Genomic DNA, 19354 nt, shown 5'->3' with positions numbered 1-19354 from the left:
GCGAGGACCCGCGATGCCTGTCTATCAGCAAATCAATGAAAAGATGCTTGAGGTCAAACTCGGCAATGAAGAAGTGTTCGCGCGCAAGGGCGCCATGGTGTCCTACCAGGGCGACGTGGCGTTCAGCCGTTCCTTCCTGGCCGGCCAGGGCGTGCAAAGCCTGGCCATGCGCGCCGTCACGAACGAGGGCTATGCCCTGATGTCGGCGCGCGGCACGGGCAGCGTGTTTTATGCGCAGGGCGGCCTGTTCGTCACCATCGTCCCCGTGCGCGGCGAAACGTTTTATGTGGAAAGCGATTCCCTGCTGGCCTTCGATGCGCGCCTGACGGCCGGCACCATGTTCCTCGGCAACCAGGGCGGCGTGCAGGGCGTGGTGCGCGGCATGGCCTCGGGCCAGGGCTTGTTTACCACCACGCTGCAAGGCACGGGCGAAGTGGCAATTTTGTCGGACGGCAATGCCATCGGCTTGCCCGTCACGCCGGACGTGCCCGTGTTTGTCGACCCGCAAGCGTATATCGGCCACACGGGGCAGCTGAGCTCGACCATCGTCACGGACTTGAACTGGAAAACCTTCGTCGGCCAGGCGTCCGGCGAATCGTACCAGGTGAAGTTCACGGGCCAGGGCACGGTCTACATCCAAGCGAGCGAAAGGTAAGCCATGACGATTTACAATCCCGATACCTTGCCGAAGAACGATAACCTGAACCGTTTTTCGTATGTCATCGACGTCAAGGAACAGATATTCATTCGCAAGGGCAAGATGATCGCCTTCTATGGCGAACTGCGCTTCGAAGCCATGGGCAGCAGCGTGCTCGACTTGATCGTGCGCAATGCCTTCAATGCACCGAAATACGTGCACCACTTTGTCGTGGCGCAAGGGCAAGGCCAGTTGATCCTGGGCGACAACGGCAACGACCTGGCGTGCTACGACCTGGACAACGCCAACATGACCATCCGCGCGAAAAACCTGCTGGGTTTTACGAAGGATGTGATTTGCCAGGAATCGACCTTGCCCGGCTATCTGACCATGATCGGCACAGGGAAAGTCATCGCCTCGTCGAACGGCCCCGTGCATTTCCTGGAACTGCCGTGCCGCGTGGATGAGCAGGCCGTGCTGGGCTGGGCCGATTGCCCCAGCCCGTCGTACCACTACGATTACGCCCACGTGCAGGGCTGGGCCTCGGCCGCCGGCGCGCTCACCGGTTTCAGTTTGTCGGGCGAGGAAAAGCAGATCGACTTCACGGGCGCCGGCACGGTGCTGGTGCAGTCGTCCGAGCTGGACGTGACGGGCAGTTCCGCCCTGATGCAGCTGCTGGCGCAATTGCCGCTGCTGGGCAAGGAAGACCTCGGCACCTTGAGTCTTTCTGTCCAGCAGCAGATGAAGGAACAGCGTTAAGCTGCTTTACGGCCGCGCCCAGCCGGGCGGCCGCTTTTCAAGGAAGGCGGCAACGCCTTCCTGCGCATCCTCTTCCATCATGTTGCGCGCCATCACGTCGCCCGCATACGCATACGCGTCGTCCAGCGGCAGCTGGCGCTGTTGGTAAAACATTTGCTTGCCGTAGCGGATGGCCGTCGGGCTTTTCGCCATGATCTGCTGCGCCAGGCGCGCCACGGCGTCGTCGAGCGCCGCGTCGGCCACCGTTTCGTTGATCAAGCCCCAGTCGGCGGCCGTGTCGGCGTCGATGAAGCGGCCCGTCACCAGCATGTCGAAGGCCCGCTTGGGCGATACGTTGCGCGACAGGGCGACGGATGGCGTGGCGCAGAACAGGCCCACGTTGATGCCGGAGACGGCAAAGCGCGCGGACGCGCCCGCCACGGCCAGGTCGCAGCTGGCGACCAGCTGGCAGCCGGCCGCCGTGGCGATGCCGTGCACGCGGGCAATCACGGGCACGGGCAAGGCCTGGATGGCTTGCATCACGCGCGAGCATTGCGCGAACAGGGTTTGATAATACGCAAGCTGGCGCGTGGCTTGCATCTGGCGCAAGTCGTGTCCTGCGCAAAAAGCCTTGCCTTCGGCGGCCAGCACCACGCAGCGCACGTGCGGCTGCTGCGCGACGGCATCGAGCGCCTCTTGCAGCGCGGCCAGCATGGCTTCGGACAGGGCATTGAATTGCAAGGGACGGTTCAGGCGCAGGGTGACCAGGCCACCCTCGTCTTCGCGCAGCACCAGCGGCGCATCGTTATCCTGGGTTTCGGGTGTTGCGGTCATGCGGTCTCCCCTGGCCTGATGGCCTTGTTGTTTTAGGAAATCTTACTTGGCGGCATTGACGCTGCCGATGCCGGCGATCGACTTGTGCACGATCTTCGGCTTGCCGTAATACGTCAGTTCGCCCATGCCGCGCACCACGGCGTTCAGTTCGCCCGAGGAATACACCTTGACGGAGCCGATGCCTTCGAAATTGACGTCGACGTTTTTCGCCAGCAAGGCTTTCGTATCGACTTCGCCCACGCCTTGCGCCTTCAGGCGCAGCCAGTCGACCTGGCCATCGGCGGCCAGGCGGCCCGCACCCTTGTAGCTGATGTCGACTCTTGGACCATTGAGCTTGGTCAATATCTTTTCGCCCGCGCCTTCCGCGATCAGCTTGCGCAAGGTCGGCATGGTGATGATGATGCGCGGGTCGCCCTCGGTCTTCTTGATGTCCTTGTCCTTCATGGAAATTTTCAGTTCGCCATCGACCACTTCCGTGATCACGCCGCTGAGGAATTTCTGGTCGCCGCGCAGCAGCAGGCTTTGCTCCTTGCCCGATTCGACTTCGATGCTGATGGGGCCGCGGATATCGATGGCGTTGAAGGCGCCGACCGTGCGGGTTTGCTCGTCGGCATGCGCGAGGGTGGAGAGGCAGGCAAGGGACAGGGCTGACAACAGGAGCAGAGGACGCATGGCGGTTTCCTTGAGTAGTTGATCAGTGTATTCTATTGTGCAACATCTCCATTGGGGAGAAATTTGCGACGAACGGCACAAATCGCGGCGCGGATGAGCGCCGCCAGCGGCCAGCCGCGCGCCCGGCAAGGCGCCGTTGGGCTATGCTGTGGCGTACCGCGTCCTGGAGACTGCATGAAAAATTACCACAAAGAAGATTATCCCGTCGCCGACATCCGGCGCTTCCTCGAACCGGGGCCGGTGGTGCTGGTCAGTTCAACGTGGCAGGGCGAAAGCGATGTCATGACCATGGCCTGGCACATGCTGATGGAATTTACGCCATCCTTGCTGGGCTGCTTCATTTCCGACGCGAACCACAGCTATGAAATGATCAAGCGCAGCATGGAGTGCGTGATCAACCTGCCCACGGCCGATATGGTCGACCAGGTGGTCGCCATCGGCAATTGCAGCGGCGCAGACACGGACAAGTTCACGGCCTTCGGCCTGACGCCCCAGCCGGCCGAGCAGGTGGGCGCGCCCCTGATCGCCGAGTGCTACGCCAACTTCGAATGCAAGCTGGCCCAGGTGGCGGGCAATCCCAAGGGCGGCTTCTTCATTTTCGAGTGCGTGAAAGCCCACGTGGCCACCTCGCCCAAGCTGCCCGAAACCCTGCACTACCGTGGCAACGGCGAGTTCATGGTATCGGGCCGCACCATCAGCCGCAAGAGCCTGATGAAACCTGAAATGTCGTAGGACACCTGACCAAACCTACTGCGCGTCGATATAGGCGGCCTGCGATGCTCACCGTACCCGAGTACGGTTGCGCTTCTCGGCCACCTCTCTCTTCCGCTCGCTACGGTTTTGTCAGGTGTCGTTAATTCTCAAGATGCTCCCCGTATCTGTCTTGGGGTTAAATGACACCTTGCGCCAGCATGGCGTCGGCCACTTTCACGAAGCCGGCGATATTGGCGCCATCCACATAGCTGACCGTGCCGTCGGCGCGCGTGCCGTATTGCTTGCATGCGGCATGGATGCCTTGCATGATCTGCAGCAAACGTGCATCGACTTCTTCGCGCGGCCACGATATGCGGGCCGCGTTCTGGCTCATTTCCAGGCCGGAAGTCGCCACGCCGCCCGCATTGCTGGCCTTGCCCGGCGCGTACAGCACGCCGGCCGCTTCGAAGGCCTTGGCGGCCTCGATGGTGGTGGGCATGTTGGCGCCTTCGGCCACGCACTGCACGCCATTGGCGATCAGGGTGCGCGCAGCGTCGATGTCCAGTTCGTTTTGCGTGGCGCAGGGCAGGGCGATGTCGACCGGCACATGCCATGGCGACACGCCCGCCTCGAAGCGCACGCCCGTGCGCGCGGCGTAATCGCTGACCCGGCCATACAGATGATTCTTGATTTCCATCAGGATGGCCAGCTTTTCCGGCGTGAAACCTTCCTCGTCGATGACGGTGCCGCTCGAATCGGAGACGGTGATGACTTTCGCGCCCATGGCCATGGCTTTTTCCACCGCGTATTGCGCCACGTTGCCCGAGCCGGACACGGACACGCGCATGCCTTCGAACGAGCGGCCCCGCGTTTTCAGCATTTCTTCGGCGAAATACACGGTACCGTAGCCCGTCGCTTCCGGACGCATCAGCGAGCCGCCGAAGCTGGCGCCCTTACCCGTGAATACGCAGTCGGCGCGGTTGCTGAGTTTTTTCATCATGCCGGCCATATAGCCCACTTCACGCCCGCCCACGCCGATGTCGCCGGCCGGCACGTCCGTGTCCGAACCCACATGACGGAACAGTTCGCTCACGAAGGCTTGGCAGAAACGCATCACTTCGCCCGGGCTCTTGCCCTTCGGATCGAAATCGGCGCCGCCCTTGCCGCCGCCCATCGGTAACGTGGTCAGGGCATTCTTGAACGTTTGCTCGAATGCAAGGAATTTCAGCACGGACAGGGTCACGGACGGGTGGAAGCGGATGCCGCCCTTGTACGGCCCGATGGCCATGCTGTGCTGGATGCGGTAGCCGCGATTGACTTGCACTTGCCCATGGTCATCGACCCACGACACGCGGAACATCACCACGCGTTCCGGCTCGATCAAGCGTTCCAGCAAGCCTTGTTCCGCGTATTTCGGATGCTGTTCCAGGAATGGCCACAAGCTCTCCATGACTTCGGTGACGGCTTGCAGAAACTCGGGTTGACCTGGATTGCGTGCGGCGACATGCTGGACATACTCGTGAGCAGATGCGTATTTCATCAGAATTCCATGGAGGTAATCGGTTATTTGGGCAACTATCATCGCAGATTTTGCACGAAAATGGTGCGGAAATTTGGTTTTGAGGGGTTTCTGCTACATTGTGGGGCGCGCTTTCCCATCAAGCGGCGAGGCCAAACAGAGAGTGGTCTGGTGGAAAAAGTGACCGAAAAACAAAAAACGCCAGCGTGAGTGCTGGCGTTGCGGACCTTTACGTCAGGTGTCCGGATCGTTTCGGGCGCAGCCCGGGCAAGGGCGTTTCCTTGCCGATGAGCAGCTGCATGGCGCGCTGCCGCAGCGTGTGGCGAATCCGGTGCGGAGCCCGGCATGCAACAGTATCCAGCAAGAAATAGGAAAGAGTGCGCAGGCCGGGCACCGGGCAAGGGGCGCTGGCGCGCCAGTAACGTGTTGCTGCCGGTATACCGGTATGGTTCAGCAGGGAACGCAGATTGTTCAGCTTGCGCGCTGAGCGGATCGTATTGGCCAGTGCTGGCGCCAGTCGCGCAAGGTGCGGCGTGAGCATGGCGTCGATATGCAGGAAATGCTCGAGCTTGCGCGACATTGCGGTCATTTGTGGATGATGTTGCCGATAGTGCAGCAGGACGTTGCTACTGTAGTGGATGGACATGCCGGCACTCAGGCAGCGTATCCAGTAGTCGTAAGCGGCGCCTTCCTTCAACTGTTCGCTGAATGGCCCGATACGGGAGAGCAGTCGTTTGCTGAGCAGCACGCCGGATGGCTGGATGGGAGAACCCAGCAGGCAGGCGGGCCAGGCGGCAAATTGCCGTGGCGTTGCCCAAGCCACGGGATTGCCGCCATGGCTGTTAAGCGTGGCAACTTGCGATGCATACACAATCGCATCTGGCGTGTCGGATGCTTCTGCCTGTGCCAGTTGTTCGGCCAGTTTTTCAGGCAGCCAGATGTCATCGTCGTCGATGAAGGCCACCCATGGACAACGGGCGGCGGCCACTCCCGTGTTCCTGGCGGCCGCCAGGCCGGTGCCCGCATTGTGCACGATGGTCACGTGCGGGTAGGCAGCGTGGACGTAAGCGGCAGTGCCGTCGCTGCTGGCATCGTCGATCAGCAAGATTTCCTGCGCGGGCCGGGACTGGGCCAGCAGCGATTGCAAGGTGTCGTCGAGAAACCCCCTGGACCAGCCGTTCCTGGTGCAAATGATGACGCTGACGGGGGCGACGCTCATGGCGCCACGGCTTCTGGCGGCGCAACACGGATGCGGATGGCTGCGCCGTCTTGCCGGATGTCATACGGTTGCAGTGTCAATGACGGGCAGGACGATTTTCCTGTTTGCAAGTCGAACGAGATGGCACAGGCCGGGCAATACACTTTGTCGCTGTCGCAGCCGCCATCGGCCAGGTCCACGCCGTAATGCGGGCAGGCCGCATCGTAGGCGCGGGTGCCGTCGCTGGTGCGCACCAGCATGATGCGATACGGCGCGGCATCGACGATGATGCGCTGCGTGTCGGACCCGGCAGCAGGAAGCTGGCCATGTATGACGCCGCTCGCCTGGTCGAGCTGGCCGGCAACGACGGGAACGGCTGCCGGCGTCTGCACGGGGGCGGCGACGACGGGCGCGCCGAAATTGTCTTCGCGTCGCAGGTGCAGCACTTCATCGTGGCCCTGCTCGATATCGGCGGCCCGGCGCCAGAATTCGCGCGAGTAAAAACAGGCGGGATCGAAGGTCGGGCGGGAAGCATTCAGGCGCATGGAGATGGCCACGCGCGTCGCGTCCGTCGTATTGAGGTGCGTGCCGTGCAGCACTTCTGGATCGAAGACCAGCATCTCGCCTGCCGCCAGCGGCAGATAAGTCGGCACCGGCAGGCGGTAGCCCGCTTGCAGGTACAGCGTGCGCCGCTCGCAGGGCAGCGAGGCGTTGGCCAGTTCCGGATACAGCACCATGCCCGCTTCCGCCGGCACCTCGCCAATGGCCCACCAGATATTGCGTCCGTCCCGCGAATGGCCAGCCCAGCTATCGATGTGCGGACCATGCGCCCAGGCGGCGGGCGGGTGGCCCCGGTGATAGTCTTTCGGCGCGTACACGGGGTCGATGACCTTACGGGCCTGAAACTGCTCGCGCACGGTCGCGCTGAGGCGGCCAATGCCGGGATTTTCGCTCGCCGGATTGGTCTTGCGCGCCACTTCGTAGGGGAAGTTGATGCGCAGGATCAAATAGTCATCCACATAGAAATCGCCGTCCCAGCCCAGGATCTGGCGGCCGACGGCCGTCGCCATGGCCAGCAAGGGCTGGCGCAAGCGTTCCAGCACCTGATTGCGCAAGGACGTCACATCGTCGGTGTCGATCACTTCGTGCAGCCGCTCGATGCCATGCTGGCGCAGCACCTGGGCTGCTGCGGCGCCCTTCATTTGTTCGACCGTGGAAATAATTTCGCTGAGCACGCGCTCGGTCATCGTTGCCCACGGGGCGAGTTCACGGACGTGGCACTTGAGCCACACGCCCTGTGTCGAGGATGGAGCGCTCATCTTCATTGCTCCGATGCCAGGGTGCGCAAGGTTTGCAAGCCGCGCACCGTGATCTGGCGCAACTCCTGTATCAGCGGCAGGGCGTCCTGGCGCGCGCGGCGATACTGCGCGACCGAGCGCGCGCGGTCCATGATGGCGCTCACGCAGTCGCCACTTTGCATCAGATCAACATCCCACGACGCCATGCCGATGGTCGACAGCATCGAGCGGCCCCGTTCGTCATACGACAGGTTGATGCTGTGCGAGCCCATGGCCAGGCAGGGCAGGAAACCATGCAGGCGGTAGCTGACGTGCAGCTTGCAGGTGCGCAGCGCTTCGATGTAGCGGCTGACTTCGTCAAAGTACAGGGGGGCCGCTTCCGGGAAGCCGGCGGCAAATTCGAGATCGATGTAGTCGTGGCAAGCCAGGTAGACGGGTTGCGCATATTCGGCACGCAGGGCGGCAATCAGGCGGCGCAAGTCTTCGGCGATGCGCCACTGCAAGGTGGCCGGAACGCTCATGCGCATGGGGTGACGGATGGAAATGATCACGCCGCCCTTGGCGGCATCGCCCTCGGCATTCGGCGGCAGGTACAGCGTGGGGCAGCCACCGACCGTCACCTTGGCGCCAAGGTCGGCGAGGATTTCCTGCGAACCCGTGTCGCGCACCATGGCCACCTTGGCATGCTCGACCAGGTGCCGTATCGCAGTCGGGCTGAGCGCATCGGTGCGGTCTTCCATTTGCCCGTCGCGGCCCGTGATGCGGCCGTGGGATAGCCCCATCAGCATCATCGGCCGGCGCAAGGCATTGACGGCCTGGGCATCATAGGACAGCTGGCCGTTTTCAAACAGATTCCCTCCGCCCACGATGACGGCGTCGGCGAGGCGGTTCATATCGTAAATCTGGCGTGGCACCAGGCCGCCAAATTGCGGTCCCTTCAAGGCAGGAATGCTGACGACATTGGTGGCCGCTCCGAACACCTCATAGAGGAGCTCTGCCGTAGCGTAGCCGATGAGATCGTTGCCGATATTGCGAGTGGTGGGGCGCACCATAAAGATATTCAATGTTCGTCCTGTCTTGTTGTGTGTGTTCAATGAAAACGGGGAAGCCCGGGCGTTGACTAGCCGCGTGCCGCAAGTTCTTCGACGAGCGTGCGCATGCGCGATTTCAGTTCCTGGTCCCCTGGGTAGGCGCCCTGGTCCACGTCCAGCATGCGTTGGGCGCTTGCCGCATCGGCATTGACGCCGAGCAAGGCGGCGATGTCATCGATCAGCGTCAGATCGTGCCGGTTGACACGTTCGGTACTGATGACGAGCGGTTCGATACCCCGTTGCTTGAACCAGTCCTGCCAGAGTTGCTCATCCACGGCAATCAGCTGCATGGCCTTGCGCGCCGCCAGTTTGAGGCGCCAGGTCGAGTAATTTTTTGTTACCGGGGCGACTTCGAAACCCCAGCGCCCCGTGATCATGCAGGTCGCCAGGGATGCCGCTTGGGCGAGCTTGTTGTCGCGGATCAAATGAATGACCGTCGCTCCTTCGAACAAGGCGGTAAAGTCGTGTGGATACGGCCACTTTTGTATCTGGGGAAACTGGATATTCGATGCGAACAGGCCATTCGCAGAACGCCTGGCAAAAATATGCGCGAGGTAATCCTGTTTCTTGATTTGCCAGCGCTCCGTCAGCGCCTGCACGCTATTGTCGTTGAAATACTCCAGCGGCACGCCGATCCCTGCGCCGAGTAACAGGCGGGCCAGGCGTTTGCTCGATGCACGTGGCGCTGCGCATACCAATAGCTTTTTATGGGGGAGTGGCGACGACGTATCGTAAGGAAACTCACGCATTTCTGCGGGCGTTGGACGCATGCTGCCGGTCCATACTGACTTGATATTAGTCAACGGAGTGGGGAAACGTTCATTCATGAGTGGGGGGGGGAGGCTGGCTATGCCCTGTTGCGTGCGATGATGCTTTTAAAGCAATTAAAGAATTTACTTTCTTGAAAATATGTTGCTTTAAAATATTATCTCAATTCATGCCATATATAGCACAAAGTTATTATTTATTTATGTTTTATGTCTCTCCCTAGCAACTATTGATGGCCGGTAGCAAGCTGATTCGTGAGCCAACGACAACGCCAGCCCGAAGGCTGGCGTTGTCGTTACCGCGCTGCCAGAAGCGTCACCCCGCCATGCTGCGCAAGATCAAGCCCGTGATGTAGGCGCCGTAGGTGCCCAGCGCATAGCCGAGCACGGCCAGCAGCACGCCGACAGGGGCCAGGGCCGGGTGGAAGGCGCTGGCGATGACGGGGGCCGACGCGGCGCCGCCGATGTTCGCCTGCGAGCCCACGGCCATGAAGAACAGGGGTGCGCGGATCAGCTTGGCGACGAGCAGCATCAAGCCGCCATGCACGGCGATCCAGATCAGGCCCAGCAGGAACAAGAACGGCTTGTCGAGCAGCGCGCCGAGATCCATGTGCATGCCGATGGCGGCCACCAGCACGTACAGCATGGCCGAGCCGATGGTCGATGCCCCCGCGCCTTCCAGGCTGCGCGCCCGGGTAAAGCTGAGCAGCAAGCCGAAGGTGGTGGCGAGCACGACGATCCAGAAGAAGTTCGACGTCAGGCTGTAATCCTGCAGGCGCCATGCGGCGGGCAAGGTATTGATCCAGCTGATGATGGGGCCGGCCAGGAAGTGCGACAGTCCCGTCACGCCCAGGCCCACGCCGAGGATGATCATGATGTCCGTCAGGGTGGCGACGCGCGCGTGCTGGGCGCGGTAGCTTTCGATGCTGTCCTTGAGCGCATTGATGGCCGTCAAATCGGCACCCGTCCAGCGGTCGAAGGCGCCCGCGCGGCCAGCCAGGAACAGCAGCACGGCCGTCCAGACGTTGGCCACCAGCACGTCGACGGCGACGAACTGGCCGAACAGGGTGGCGTCCACTTCGAACACTTCCTTCATGGCCGCCTGGTTGGCGCCGCCGCCTATCCACGAGCCGGCGACAGTCGTCATGCCGCGCCAGGTGTCGCCCGCCACCGTTTCCGGGTGGATCAGGCGCAGCGCTTCGAACGAGACGAGGGCGCCCAGCATCACGCCGAGTGTGCCGGTGAGAAACATGATGATGGCCTTGGGGCCGAGGCGGATGATGCCGCCGAAATCGATGGCCACGCACAGCAGCACGAGCGCGCTGGGCAGCAGATAGTCGCGCGCCACGGCGTACAGGCCGGACGTGTTGCCGTCGATGATGCCGAAGGTGTTGAGCAACGCCGGGATCAGATAGCACATCAGCAGGGACGGGATATACGTGTAAAACTTTTTCCAGAAGCCATTTTGGCGGGAGGCGGTCCAGAAAACGGCCCCCAGGGTCATGGCGAGCAGGCCGAGGACGACGGCGTCATTGGTGATCAGGGCAGAGGTGGCAGGTGGCATCGGGGATTCCGGTGAACGTGTCAGGGACGCGCGGGATGCCGATAAGGCCCCCGGGCGTAGGGTGGCCGTATCGTATAGCAATGTTGAAGCCTAAACAAATTATTTAGGCCGTGCCAGCGGGAATTTTTCTTGTCAAATCAAACACTTACATACTGGTTCGCCACTCCGCGCTCCAGACTGGCGGTTACAAATAGCGCGCCAGCAAGGCCTTGTCGAGGGACCCGTCGAGTTCGATGCGCACGAAGTGGCCGCTGCCGGGCGCCACCTGGATCTCGCTGCCATCGTCGGCCAGCATGCGGGTAATCGTGAAGTCGCGGTTGCCGCCCGGATGCACGGCTTCGATGCGGTCGCCCACGGCAAAGCGGTTTTTCACGTCTACCCTGGCCCAGCCGTCCGTCACGCCCAGCACGTCGCCCACGTACTGGCTGCGGTCCGCCTCGGACGCGCCGCGCATGTAGTTCTGGTGCGCTTGCGTGTGGTGGCGCTGGTAGAAACCATCCGTATAGCCGCGGTTGGCCAAGCCTTGCAGCTGGCCCAGCAGGCTGATATCGAAAGGCCGGCCCGCGACGGCGTCATCGATGGCCTGGCGGTAGACTTGCGCCGTGCGCGCCGCATAGTACAGCGATTTGGTGCGGCCCTCGACCTTCAACGAATCGACGCCGATTTTCACCAGGCGCTCGATGTGTTCCACGGCGCGCAAGTCCTTCGAGTTCATGATGTAGGTGCCGTGCTCGTCTTCGAGGATCGGCATCAGCTGGCCCGGGCGCTGGGCTTCTTCAATCAGATAGGGCTGGTCGGCCAGCGGGTGGCGCGGCTGCTGGTGCAGGGCGGAAAACGCGTTGTTGTCGGCCTCGGCCAGCGCCTGGTGGAATTCCAGCGGCACCACTTGCATGCCGCCCAGGTCGCCACTGGCGTCTTCGGTGGCATTTTTCACCTTGTAATCCCAGCGGCAGGAATTCGTGCACGTGCCCTGGTTCGGGTCGCGGTGATTGAAGTAGCCGGACAGCAGGCAGCGGCCCGAATAGGCGATGCACAGGGCGCCGTGGACGAACACTTCCAGTTCCATCTCCGGGCAGCGCTGGCGGATTTCCTCGATCTCGTCGAGCGACAGTTCGCGCGACAGGATCACGCGCGTCAAGCCCATGCGGTGCCAGAATTTCACGTCGGCCCAGTTGACGGCGTTCGCCTGCACGGACAGGTGCACGGGAATCTCCGGCCACTTGTCGCGCACCATCATGATCAGGCCCGGATCGGCCATGATCAGGGCGTCCGGGCGCATGGCGATCACCGGCTCCATGTCGCGCAAATACGTTTTCAGCTTGGCGTTGTGGGCGAAGATATTGCTTGCGACAAAAAATTGCTTGCCGCGCGCATGCGCGCCATCAATTCCCTCCTGCAAGGCTTGCAAGGTCGAAAAATCGTTATTGCGCACGCGCAAACTGTAGCGGGGCTGGCCCGCGTAGACGGCATCGGCGCCATAGTCGAAGGCGGCATGCATCTTGGCCAGGGAACCGGCAGGCAGGAGAAGTTCGGGAGCGTGGCGCATGGAGGAGGGGCAAAGCCGGCGATTGTAAGCGGGCGGCGAGCGCATTGCATTGCCCTGGATCAAGGGATTGCAAGGCGCTGCGCCGTGGCAGCCTAGGCGGCCGGACAGATGTTCTGGTTGGCGCGGAACAGGTTGGCGGGATCGTATTGCTTCTTGATGCGCGCCAGGCGCGGATAGTTCACGCCATACGCGTCGGCCGTGCGCCCGCTTTCATCCTCGGTCAGGAAATTGACGTACACGCTGCCCGTCGCATACGGCGCCGCGTCGTTGAAAAACTCGCGTGCCCAGGCGATGCAGCGCGCGTCATCGGCCGGCTCGTCCCAGCGCGTGTGCACGTTCATCACGTACAGGGCGTCGCGGTGCGGATAGGCCGTATCCTGCGGCGCCGGCCGGCTCGCCTGCGCGCCCAGCAGGCCGAGGAAGATTTCGCATTGCGGCGTCGGCAGCTTGCCGGCATGGCGGATGACGGTATCGATGGCCGCGTCGCTGAGCTGCGTGAAGTTGTGCGACTTCCAGTAATTGCGCGCGCCCGGCGTGAGCAGGGCATCGAACGCCTGTTGCCAGGCCGTGTACGGCATGCTGCCCAGGTGCATCCCCAGCGGCTGGCCGAAGCTGCCGATGCGCTCGATCGCTTCCTGCATGGCGGCAGATTGCACGGGTGAAAAGACGGGCAGGACCAGCACGTCCTGGCCGTGCACTTCCGGCGGCAGGAAGGGCAGCGGCGGCGCCTTGCGCAAGACGGCCCAGACGGTCAATGCATCGGGCATGCCGTCGACGAAATCGCGGTATTTCGTCAGCACCGCCTTGGCTTGCGCATAGGGAAACACGATGAGGCCGGCCGTCACTTGCGGCCCCACCGGATGCAGCTGGAACTCGAAGCGCGTGACCACGCCGAAGTTGCCGCCGCCGCCACGCAAGGCCCAGAACAGGTCGGGATGCTCCATCGCGCTCGCATGCAGGAATTGGCCGTCGGCCGTGACGACGTCGGCCGCCAGCAGGTTGTCGGCCGCCAGGCCCAGCGTGCGGCTGAGCCAGCCAAAGCCGCCGCCCAGGGCCAGTCCTGCCACGCCCGTGGTGGAATTGATGCCCAGCGGCGTGGCCAGGCCGAACGCCTGCGCCTCGTGGTCGAAGTCGTGCAAGGTGGCCCCGCCTTCGACGTGGGCGCGGCGTTGTTGCGGATCGATATGCACCGAGCGCATGCCCGACAGGTCGATCACCATGCCATCGTTGCACAAGGCGCTGCCGGCGATATTGTGGCCGCCGCCCCGCACGGCCAGGGGCAGGCCGTGGTCGCGTGCATACGCCAGCGCCGCGCGCACGTCGGCCGTGCCCGCGCAGCGCGCGATGAGGGCCGGATGCCGGTCGATCATCGCATTCCAGACGGCGCGCGCGCTGTCGTAGCCGGCGTCGTTCGTTTGTAACAGTTGCCCTCTCAATGAGGCTTGCAACTCATTGAGCTGGCCGTTCGTCAAGGTATTCATCGTGTACCTCCCAGCGGCTGCATGCGGTTATGGGTATGGTGACGGGAAGCAGGAGGACTGTTCCCGCGTGCCGGCCTGCATGCATCGTTTGCCAGCGCGTGGTTTCATGATAGGAAGGCGCCAGACGGTACGCAAGCCCAGGTGCCGGCAAATGAAACAGGGAAGTACGAGGGCTTGCGCTGCGACAGACGATTGGCTGCCTGAACGACGGGGCTGCCGCTTCAGGCGTAGGGCGTGCCCGCCATGGCGGCGTTCAAGCCCGTGTGTCCCCGGTCTACCAGGGACAGGAAGCCGGCCTTGGCCAGTTGCGCGTCGCCATGTTGCGCGAAGGCACGATGCGCTTCGACGAGGGCGGTGCTCCACGTGGCCAGCAGCAGGCTGGCCGCCAGGCGGGCGAGGGGATCGCTTGCATCGCGCCCCGTGGCGTCGCTCAGCGCTTGCGCCACCACGTGCGCCAGCTCGTCGCGGATCGCCCGCGCCCGCGCCTTCAAGGTAGCGCTGGCCTCGACGGTGGCAATGAAGCCCTGGCCGGCGGCGGAAAACGTGAGGTAGGGACTGTCCTCGGCCGCCAGGCGGTGCGCCAGCAGGCGCAGGGTTTCGATGGGAGCGATGGCGGGATCGCGCTGGCGCAGGGCGGCGCGCAGCAGTTCGCGTCCCTCTTCCTCGCGGTCGAAGAACATGTCTTCCTTGCGGGGGAAATGGTTGAACACCGTCATGCGTCCCACGCTGGCGGCCGCCGCGATTTCGTCCACCGTCACTTGCTCGAAGCCGTGCACGAAGAACAATCGCGTGGCGGCATTCGAGATGGCTTGCCTGGTGGCAAGGCGTTTGCGGGAGCGGAGGTCGGCAGGAATCGTCATGTTGCCCCGATCATACACGAAGTGTACTGAGTACAGATAACGCTTGATGATGCGGCAAGATGGGGAATACTATTTATGTACTGAGTACATATTTAGATTGAGTATATGAAGAAATCCCTTCCCGTGGCGGCGCTGCCCGTCATTTTCGCCACTGTCGTACTGGACGCCGTCGGCATCGGCCTGGTCTTCCCCATCCTGCCAGCGCTGCTGCGTGACGTCACGCATGCCGATAACGTGGCGCCGTATATCGGCATCATGACGGCCCTGTACGCGTTGATGCAGTTCATCTTTGCGCCGGTATTGGGCGCGTTGAGCGACCGCCTGGGCCGGCGTCCCGTGCTGCTGCTGTCGCTGGTGGGCGCGGCCGTCAATTACCTGTTCCTAGCCTTCGCCCCCAGCCTGTGGATGCTGCTGCTGGGGCGCGCCATCGCGGGGTTGACCAGCGCCAACGTTTCCGTGGCCACCGCCTACCTCACCGATATTTCGGCCGAGAACCAGCGGGCGCGCCGCTTCGGCTTGCTCAACGCCATGTTCGGTGCAGGCTTCATCATCGGCCCCGTGCTGGGCGGCGCGCTGGGCGATTACGGGCTGCGCCTGCCGTTCATGGCGGCAGCCGTCTTGAATGCGGGCAATCTGTTGCTGGCGTGGTTGAGCTTGCCCGAATCACGAACGCCGACACGCGGAAAAATCGACCTGGCGGCATTGCATCCCTTGCGCCCCTTGCGCTGGGTTTTCTCTGAGAAAAGCTTGCTGCCGATCACCGTCATCTTCTTTACCTTCAGCGCGGCCGGGGAAGTGTATGGCGTGTGCTGGGCCTTGTGGGGACACGACGCGTTCGCGTGGAACGGGCTGTGGATCGGCCTGTCGCTGGGCGCCTTTGGCGTGTGCCAGGCGCTGGCCCAGGCCTTCTTGCCCGGTCCGGCCGTGAAACTGCTGGGCGAACGCGCCACCATCCTGACGGGTGTGGCTTGCGCCTGCATCGCGCTGCTCGTCATGGCGTTTGCCACGCGCAGCTGGATGATCTTCGCCATCATGCCCGTGTTCGCCCTGGGCGGCATCGGCGCGCCGGCCTTGCAGTCGCTGGCGACGCGGCAAGTTGCCGAGGACCGGCAAGGCCAGTTCCAGGGCGTGCTGGCCTCGGCCGTGAGCCTGGCGTCCGTGCTGTGCCCGCTGGTGTTTTCCAGCATTTACTTTGGCGTCAGGGCGCACTGGCCCGGCGCCGTCTGGCTGTCCGTGATCGTCGTGTACGCGGCGCTGGTACCGCTCGTGCTGGGCTTGCGCTTGCAGAAACCGGCGCAAGCCCTGGCAGGCTAGTGCGCGTGCGAGGCCCCGCTGCTGCCGGCCTGCCCCGTCATGGGCAGGTGTTCGGGCGGCATGCCGTCCTTGAACAGTTGACGCAGCTGCTGGCGCAGCTCCGGCGTGTCGTGGTGGTGGTGTACCGAGACCGCATGTTCCACGGCAATGCCCAATAGCTCTTCCTCGCTGTCGGCCGATATGGCCACCGAGCAATGTGTGTCGCTTGGAAATTCCCGGCAATCGATGAATTTGCGTGTCATGATCGACTCCTTTCTGCAAAGAGCGGGCACCGCGCCCGCTCCATTCAGTATAGGTCGCAAATTCGCCTAGGCGGCGCGGCCGCCGGTATCGGCCTCGTGTACCGGCAAGTGTGCTGGCTGCGCCGCCTCGGCCGGAAAATCGTCGACCTGGATCAAGCCATCGGCCAGGCGCGCATATTCCAGCAAGGTATTGTGCTCCTGGCAGCTGACCAAGCTTGCTGCCTTGGCTGCGGCCAGCCACTGTTGCATGGCGGACAGGCTTTGCGGCAAGTGCCGCAGGGTTGCGCCTGCGGGCGTGTCTTTCAGGCGTTTTTCGATGTGCAGCACGTCGGGCAGCAGGGCCAGCGCCCGCTCGGCGCAGGCCACGGGATCTGCGGCGTCGCTGGCGACATGGCCGTCGGCCAGCAGCCGTTCGCGGTCGGTGCCCGGCGTTTGCAGGGCCAGCGCCACCTCGCTGCCCAGTTCGTCGGATGGCGGACGGTGTGGCAGGCCAAACGGGAACAGCAGGGTGCGCAGCAGCACGGCCAGCCCGCGCGTGGGGAAATTATCGAGCACGCCCGTCAAGCCTTGCTGGGCCTTGACCAGTGCATCTTGCAGCGACCAGTGCACATAGGGCAGGTCGGCGGCGAAACGGCCATCGTCCTCATAGCGCTTCAGCACGGATGACGCCAGGTACAGCTGCGCCAGCACGTCGCCGAGCCGGGCGGACAGCCGCTCGCGGCGCTTGAGTTCGCCACCGAGCACGAACATCGACATATCCGTCATGACGGCAAACGCCGTCGACAGCCGCGTCAGGGCGCGGTAATAGGGCGCCAGTTCCGCGGCGCCGTCGTCGGGCACGGCTGCCAGGCGCGCGCCGCCCAGGCCGTACCACAGCCCCCGTGCCAGGTTGCTCAGGACAAAGCCCACGTGGCCAAAGAAGGCTGCATCGAAATCGCGCACGGCCTTGCGGCCGTCGCTTTCGCTGACGGCGGCCATTTCCCTGAGCACATACGGATGCGCGCGGATGGCGCCCTGGCCGAAGATGATCAGGCTGCGCGTGAGGATGTTGGCGCCTTCGACGGTGATGGCGATGGGGATTTGCTGGTAGGCGCTGGCGAGGAAATTGTTCGGTCCCACGCAGATGCCCTTGCCGCCGAGAATGTCCATGCCATCGTTGACGAGCGCGCGGCCCCGCTCCGTGACGTGGTATTTGACGATGGCGGAAATGACGGCCGGCTTTTCGCCCAGGTCGACGGCGTGCGCGGCCAGGGTGCGGGCCGCGTCCATCAAGTACAGGTTGGCGCCCATGCGGGCCAGCGCTTCCTGCACCCCTTCGAACTTGCCGATTGGCATGTTGAACTGGCGCCGCACGGCCGCATACGCACCGGTGCCGCGCACGGCCATCTTGCCCATGCCGACGCTGGACGAGGGCAGCGAAATGGCGCGCCCGGCCGCCAGGCATTCCATCAGCATGCGCCACCCTTTCCCCACTTGCGCCTGGCCGCCGATGACCCAGTCGATGGGGATGAAGACATCTTGACCGGACGTGGGGCCGTTCTGGAACGCGGCGTTCAAGGGATGGTGGCGGCGGCCGATCACCACGCCGTCGTGGCTGGCGGGGATCAGGGCGCAAGTGATGCCGGGCGCATCGTTGTCGGAGAGCAAGTGTTCTGGATCGCTGGTCTGGAATGCCAGGCCCAGCAAGGTCGCCACGGGCGCCAGCGTGATGTAGCGCTTGTTCCACGTGAGGCGGAAACCGACAGTGGCGCGCCCTTCATGCATGCCCATGCACACGACGCCCAGGTCGGGAATGGCGGCCGCGTCGGAACCCGCATACGGGCTGGTCAGCGCAAAGCAGGGAATCTCCGTGCCGGCAGCCAGGCGCGGCAGATAATGGTTTTTCTGTTCTTCGGTGCCGTAGTGCAACAGCAGTTCGGCCGGCCCCAGCGAATTGGGCACCATCACGGTCACGGCCAGCGCCGAGCAGCGGCTCGACAGCTTCATCACCACTTGCGAATGCATGTAGGCGGAGAATTGCTTGCCGCCGTATTGTTTCGGGATGATCATGCCGAGGAAACCCTGGCTTTTCATGTAGTCCCAGGCTTGCGGTGGCAAGTCGAGTTGCTGCTGCGTTTCCCAGTCGTTGACCAGTTTGCACAGCCGTTCGACGTCGTGCTCGAGAAAGTGGCGCTCCTCGGCGGTGAGCGTGGCGCGGCCATACGCCAGCAGCTTGGGCCAGTCGGGCCGGCCGGAAAACAGGTCCGCATCCCACCAGGTAGTGCCCGCCTCGAGCGCGTCGCGTTCCGTCTCGGACATGGTCGGCAAGATGCGCTTGAACAGCGCGAGCAGGTGCGGCGCAAGCAAGGCGCGGCGCACGGGGCCGGGCGCAAACAGTAAAGCCAGGCCCAGCAGGGCCAGCATCAGTATGATCGTCAGCATGCGATATCTCCCTGTGTCATGACAACAGAGTAGGCCGATGCGGCCGATGTTACTGTGCGGTACTGCGCATACGCACAACGCCAACCGCAGGGGTTGGCGTTGTGGTGTCTGGCGTGAGGCGTATCAGCGTTGCGGAACGACAATCACCGTGTCGCCCGTCTTGCCCTTGGCGCCCGTGTCGCCTTTGGCGCCTTCATCGCCGGCAACACCAGCGTCGCCCTTGGCGCCATCGTTGCCTTGCATGCCGCTGTCGCCCGTCTGGCCCGTGGCGCCGGTGGCACCCGTCGCGCCGGCAGGGGCTTCGGCGCCCTTGGCACCGGTAGCGCCGGCAGGACCAGGCGCGCCGGCAGGGCCGGGAACGACTTGTACGACGGTAGGCGCGGGTGGCGCTTCGCGCTGGCAAGCGGTCAGGGCGAGGGTAGAGGCGAGCGCGAGCAATATCAGGGTAGTTTTCATGATGCATCCTTTGGCAGTGTGCC

18 protein-coding genes are annotated in these 19354 nt (G+C 63.4%); 4 read left to right on the top strand and 14 right to left on the bottom strand.

Going from position 1 to position 19354, the window contains the following annotated elements; all coding sequences use genetic code 11:
* The first annotated feature begins 13 nt into the window (after nt 1-13).
* Nucleotides 14-655 carry an AIM24 family protein gene (locus tag VPH40_RS10250; protein WP_034784288.1) on the top strand — a complete coding sequence of 214 codons (642 nt, stop codon included), beginning with the start codon at nt 14-16 and terminating at the stop codon, nt 653-655.
* A gap of 3 nt (nt 656-658) precedes the next feature.
* Nucleotides 659-1396: an AIM24 family protein gene (locus VPH40_RS10245; RefSeq protein WP_152252167.1), complete on the top strand. Its 738-nt coding sequence runs from the start codon at nt 659-661 to the stop codon at nt 1394-1396.
* A 6-nt stretch (nt 1397-1402) separates the two neighbouring features.
* Here the strand turns inward: VPH40_RS10245 and VPH40_RS10240 are convergent, their stop codons facing one another.
* On the bottom strand, nt 1403-2209 hold the full coding sequence (locus VPH40_RS10240; protein ID WP_328573385.1) for an enoyl-CoA hydratase: 807 nt from the start codon (nt 2207-2209) through the stop codon (nt 1403-1405).
* A 42-nt stretch (nt 2210-2251) separates the two neighbouring features.
* A complete protein-coding gene (locus VPH40_RS10235) occupies nt 2252-2881 on the bottom strand; it encodes a head GIN domain-containing protein (protein ID WP_328573384.1) in 630 nt (209 codons plus the stop codon).
* 174 nt (nt 2882-3055) lie between these two features.
* Between VPH40_RS10235 and VPH40_RS10230 the strand changes: the two genes are divergently transcribed.
* Complete coding sequence (locus VPH40_RS10230) at nt 3056-3613, top strand: flavin reductase family protein (protein ID WP_077399216.1); 558 nt, start codon at nt 3056-3058, stop codon at nt 3611-3613.
* Nucleotides 3614-3770: 157 nt separating this feature from the next.
* Here the strand turns inward: VPH40_RS10230 and gdhA are convergent, their stop codons facing one another.
* From gdhA to VPH40_RS10185, 9 genes are all read right to left on the bottom strand, one after another.
* The gene (gdhA, locus tag VPH40_RS10225) at nt 3771-5114 is read right to left on the bottom strand and encodes an NADP-specific glutamate dehydrogenase (RefSeq protein WP_328573383.1); all 1344 of its coding nucleotides are present in this window, start codon (nt 5112-5114) and stop codon (nt 3771-3773) included.
* Between the two features lie 208 nt (nt 5115-5322).
* Nucleotides 5323-6312, bottom strand: coding sequence for a glycosyltransferase family 2 protein (locus tag VPH40_RS10220; protein ID WP_328573382.1), 990 nt, complete (start codon nt 6310-6312; stop codon nt 5323-5325).
* Nucleotides 6309-7610 carry a Rieske 2Fe-2S domain-containing protein gene (locus VPH40_RS10215; RefSeq protein WP_328573381.1) on the bottom strand — a complete coding sequence of 434 codons (1302 nt, stop codon included), beginning with the start codon at nt 7608-7610 and terminating at the stop codon, nt 6309-6311. Before VPH40_RS10215 ends, VPH40_RS10220 begins: the two co-directional genes overlap by 4 nt.
* A gap of 2 nt (nt 7611-7612) precedes the next feature.
* Nucleotides 7613-8653 (bottom strand): polysaccharide pyruvyl transferase family protein, encoded by a 1041-nt coding sequence (locus tag VPH40_RS10210; protein WP_289899411.1) that lies wholly within the window; start codon nt 8651-8653, stop codon nt 7613-7615.
* A 56-nt stretch (nt 8654-8709) separates the two neighbouring features.
* Nucleotides 8710-9450: a Stf0 family sulfotransferase gene (locus VPH40_RS10205; protein WP_251349263.1), complete on the bottom strand. Its 741-nt coding sequence runs from the start codon at nt 9448-9450 to the stop codon at nt 8710-8712.
* Nucleotides 9451-9763: 313 nt separating this feature from the next.
* Nucleotides 9764-11011: a DUF819 family protein gene (locus VPH40_RS10200; RefSeq protein ID WP_328573380.1), complete on the bottom strand. Its 1248-nt coding sequence runs from the start codon at nt 11009-11011 to the stop codon at nt 9764-9766.
* Between the two features lie 184 nt (nt 11012-11195).
* Complete coding sequence (trhP, locus tag VPH40_RS10195) at nt 11196-12557, bottom strand: prephenate-dependent tRNA uridine(34) hydroxylase TrhP (RefSeq protein WP_328573379.1); 1362 nt, start codon at nt 12555-12557, stop codon at nt 11196-11198.
* A 92-nt stretch (nt 12558-12649) separates the two neighbouring features.
* Nucleotides 12650-14038: an FAD-binding oxidoreductase gene (locus VPH40_RS10190; protein ID WP_328573378.1), complete on the bottom strand. Its 1389-nt coding sequence runs from the start codon at nt 14036-14038 to the stop codon at nt 12650-12652.
* Between the two features lie 221 nt (nt 14039-14259).
* Entirely contained in the window at nt 14260-14898 is a 639-nt protein-coding gene (locus tag VPH40_RS10185; RefSeq protein ID WP_328573377.1) for a TetR/AcrR family transcriptional regulator, read from the bottom strand.
* A 105-nt stretch (nt 14899-15003) separates the two neighbouring features.
* On the opposite strand from VPH40_RS10185, the gene VPH40_RS10180 reads away from it, so the two are divergent.
* Nucleotides 15004-16212, top strand: a complete 1209-nt coding sequence (locus tag VPH40_RS10180; RefSeq protein WP_328573376.1) for a TCR/Tet family MFS transporter — start codon at nt 15004-15006, stop codon at nt 16210-16212.
* Here VPH40_RS10180 and VPH40_RS10175 read toward each other — a convergent pair.
* From VPH40_RS10175 to VPH40_RS10165, 3 genes are all read right to left on the bottom strand, one after another.
* Nucleotides 16209-16454, bottom strand: coding sequence for a DUF1059 domain-containing protein (locus VPH40_RS10175; protein ID WP_099665586.1), 246 nt, complete (start codon nt 16452-16454; stop codon nt 16209-16211). The genes VPH40_RS10180 and VPH40_RS10175 overlap by 4 nt on opposite strands.
* Before the next feature lie 66 nt (nt 16455-16520).
* Complete coding sequence (locus tag VPH40_RS10170) at nt 16521-18875, bottom strand: acyl-CoA dehydrogenase (RefSeq protein WP_328573375.1); 2355 nt, start codon at nt 18873-18875, stop codon at nt 16521-16523.
* Between the two features lie 123 nt (nt 18876-18998).
* Nucleotides 18999-19331 (bottom strand): hypothetical protein, encoded by a 333-nt coding sequence (locus tag VPH40_RS10165; protein ID WP_077399256.1) that lies wholly within the window; start codon nt 19329-19331, stop codon nt 18999-19001.
* Nucleotides 19332-19354 lie beyond the last annotated feature (23 nt).

It is taken from the genome of Janthinobacterium sp. P210005 (genome assembly GCF_036231865.1).
GTDB classification, from domain to species: Bacteria; Pseudomonadota; Gammaproteobacteria; order Burkholderiales; family Burkholderiaceae_D; genus Janthinobacterium; species Janthinobacterium kumbetense.
The sequence above is the reverse complement of the archived record's forward strand: the minus strand, read 5'-3'. Positions and strand labels throughout refer to the sequence as shown.

Coding starts and splice junctions, on each gene's coding strand:
- VPH40_RS10180 (WP_328573376.1), top strand. CDS start 15,004: ATGAAGAAATCCCTTCCCGTGGCGGCGCTGCCCGTCATTTTCGCCACT.
- VPH40_RS10215 (WP_328573381.1), bottom strand. CDS start 7,610: ATGAGCGCTCCATCCTCGACACAGGGCGTGTGGCTCAAGTGCCACGTC.
- gdhA (WP_328573383.1), bottom strand. CDS start 5,114: ATGAAATACGCATCTGCTCACGAGTATGTCCAGCATGTCGCCGCACGC.
- VPH40_RS10250 (WP_034784288.1), top strand. CDS start 14: ATGCCTGTCTATCAGCAAATCAATGAAAAGATGCTTGAGGTCAAACTC.
- VPH40_RS10245 (WP_152252167.1), top strand. CDS start 659: ATGACGATTTACAATCCCGATACCTTGCCGAAGAACGATAACCTGAAC.
- VPH40_RS10230 (WP_077399216.1), top strand. CDS start 3,056: ATGAAAAATTACCACAAAGAAGATTATCCCGTCGCCGACATCCGGCGC.
- VPH40_RS10200 (WP_328573380.1), bottom strand. CDS start 11,011: ATGCCACCTGCCACCTCTGCCCTGATCACCAATGACGCCGTCGTCCTC.
- trhP (WP_328573379.1), bottom strand. CDS start 12,557: ATGCGCCACGCTCCCGAACTTCTCCTGCCTGCCGGTTCCCTGGCCAAG.
- VPH40_RS10170 (WP_328573375.1), bottom strand. CDS start 18,875: ATGCTGACGATCATACTGATGCTGGCCCTGCTGGGCCTGGCTTTACTG.
- VPH40_RS10185 (WP_328573377.1), bottom strand. CDS start 14,898: ATGACGATTCCTGCCGACCTCCGCTCCCGCAAACGCCTTGCCACCAGG.
- VPH40_RS10240 (WP_328573385.1), bottom strand. CDS start 2,209: ATGACCGCAACACCCGAAACCCAGGATAACGATGCGCCGCTGGTGCTG.
- VPH40_RS10220 (WP_328573382.1), bottom strand. CDS start 6,312: ATGAGCGTCGCCCCCGTCAGCGTCATCATTTGCACCAGGAACGGCTGG.
- VPH40_RS10190 (WP_328573378.1), bottom strand. CDS start 14,038: ATGAATACCTTGACGAACGGCCAGCTCAATGAGTTGCAAGCCTCATTG.
- VPH40_RS10205 (WP_251349263.1), bottom strand. CDS start 9,450: ATGCGTCCAACGCCCGCAGAAATGCGTGAGTTTCCTTACGATACGTCG.
- VPH40_RS10235 (WP_328573384.1), bottom strand. CDS start 2,881: ATGCGTCCTCTGCTCCTGTTGTCAGCCCTGTCCCTTGCCTGCCTCTCC.
- VPH40_RS10165 (WP_077399256.1), bottom strand. CDS start 19,331: ATGAAAACTACCCTGATATTGCTCGCGCTCGCCTCTACCCTCGCCCTG.
- VPH40_RS10175 (WP_099665586.1), bottom strand. CDS start 16,454: ATGACACGCAAATTCATCGATTGCCGGGAATTTCCAAGCGACACACAT.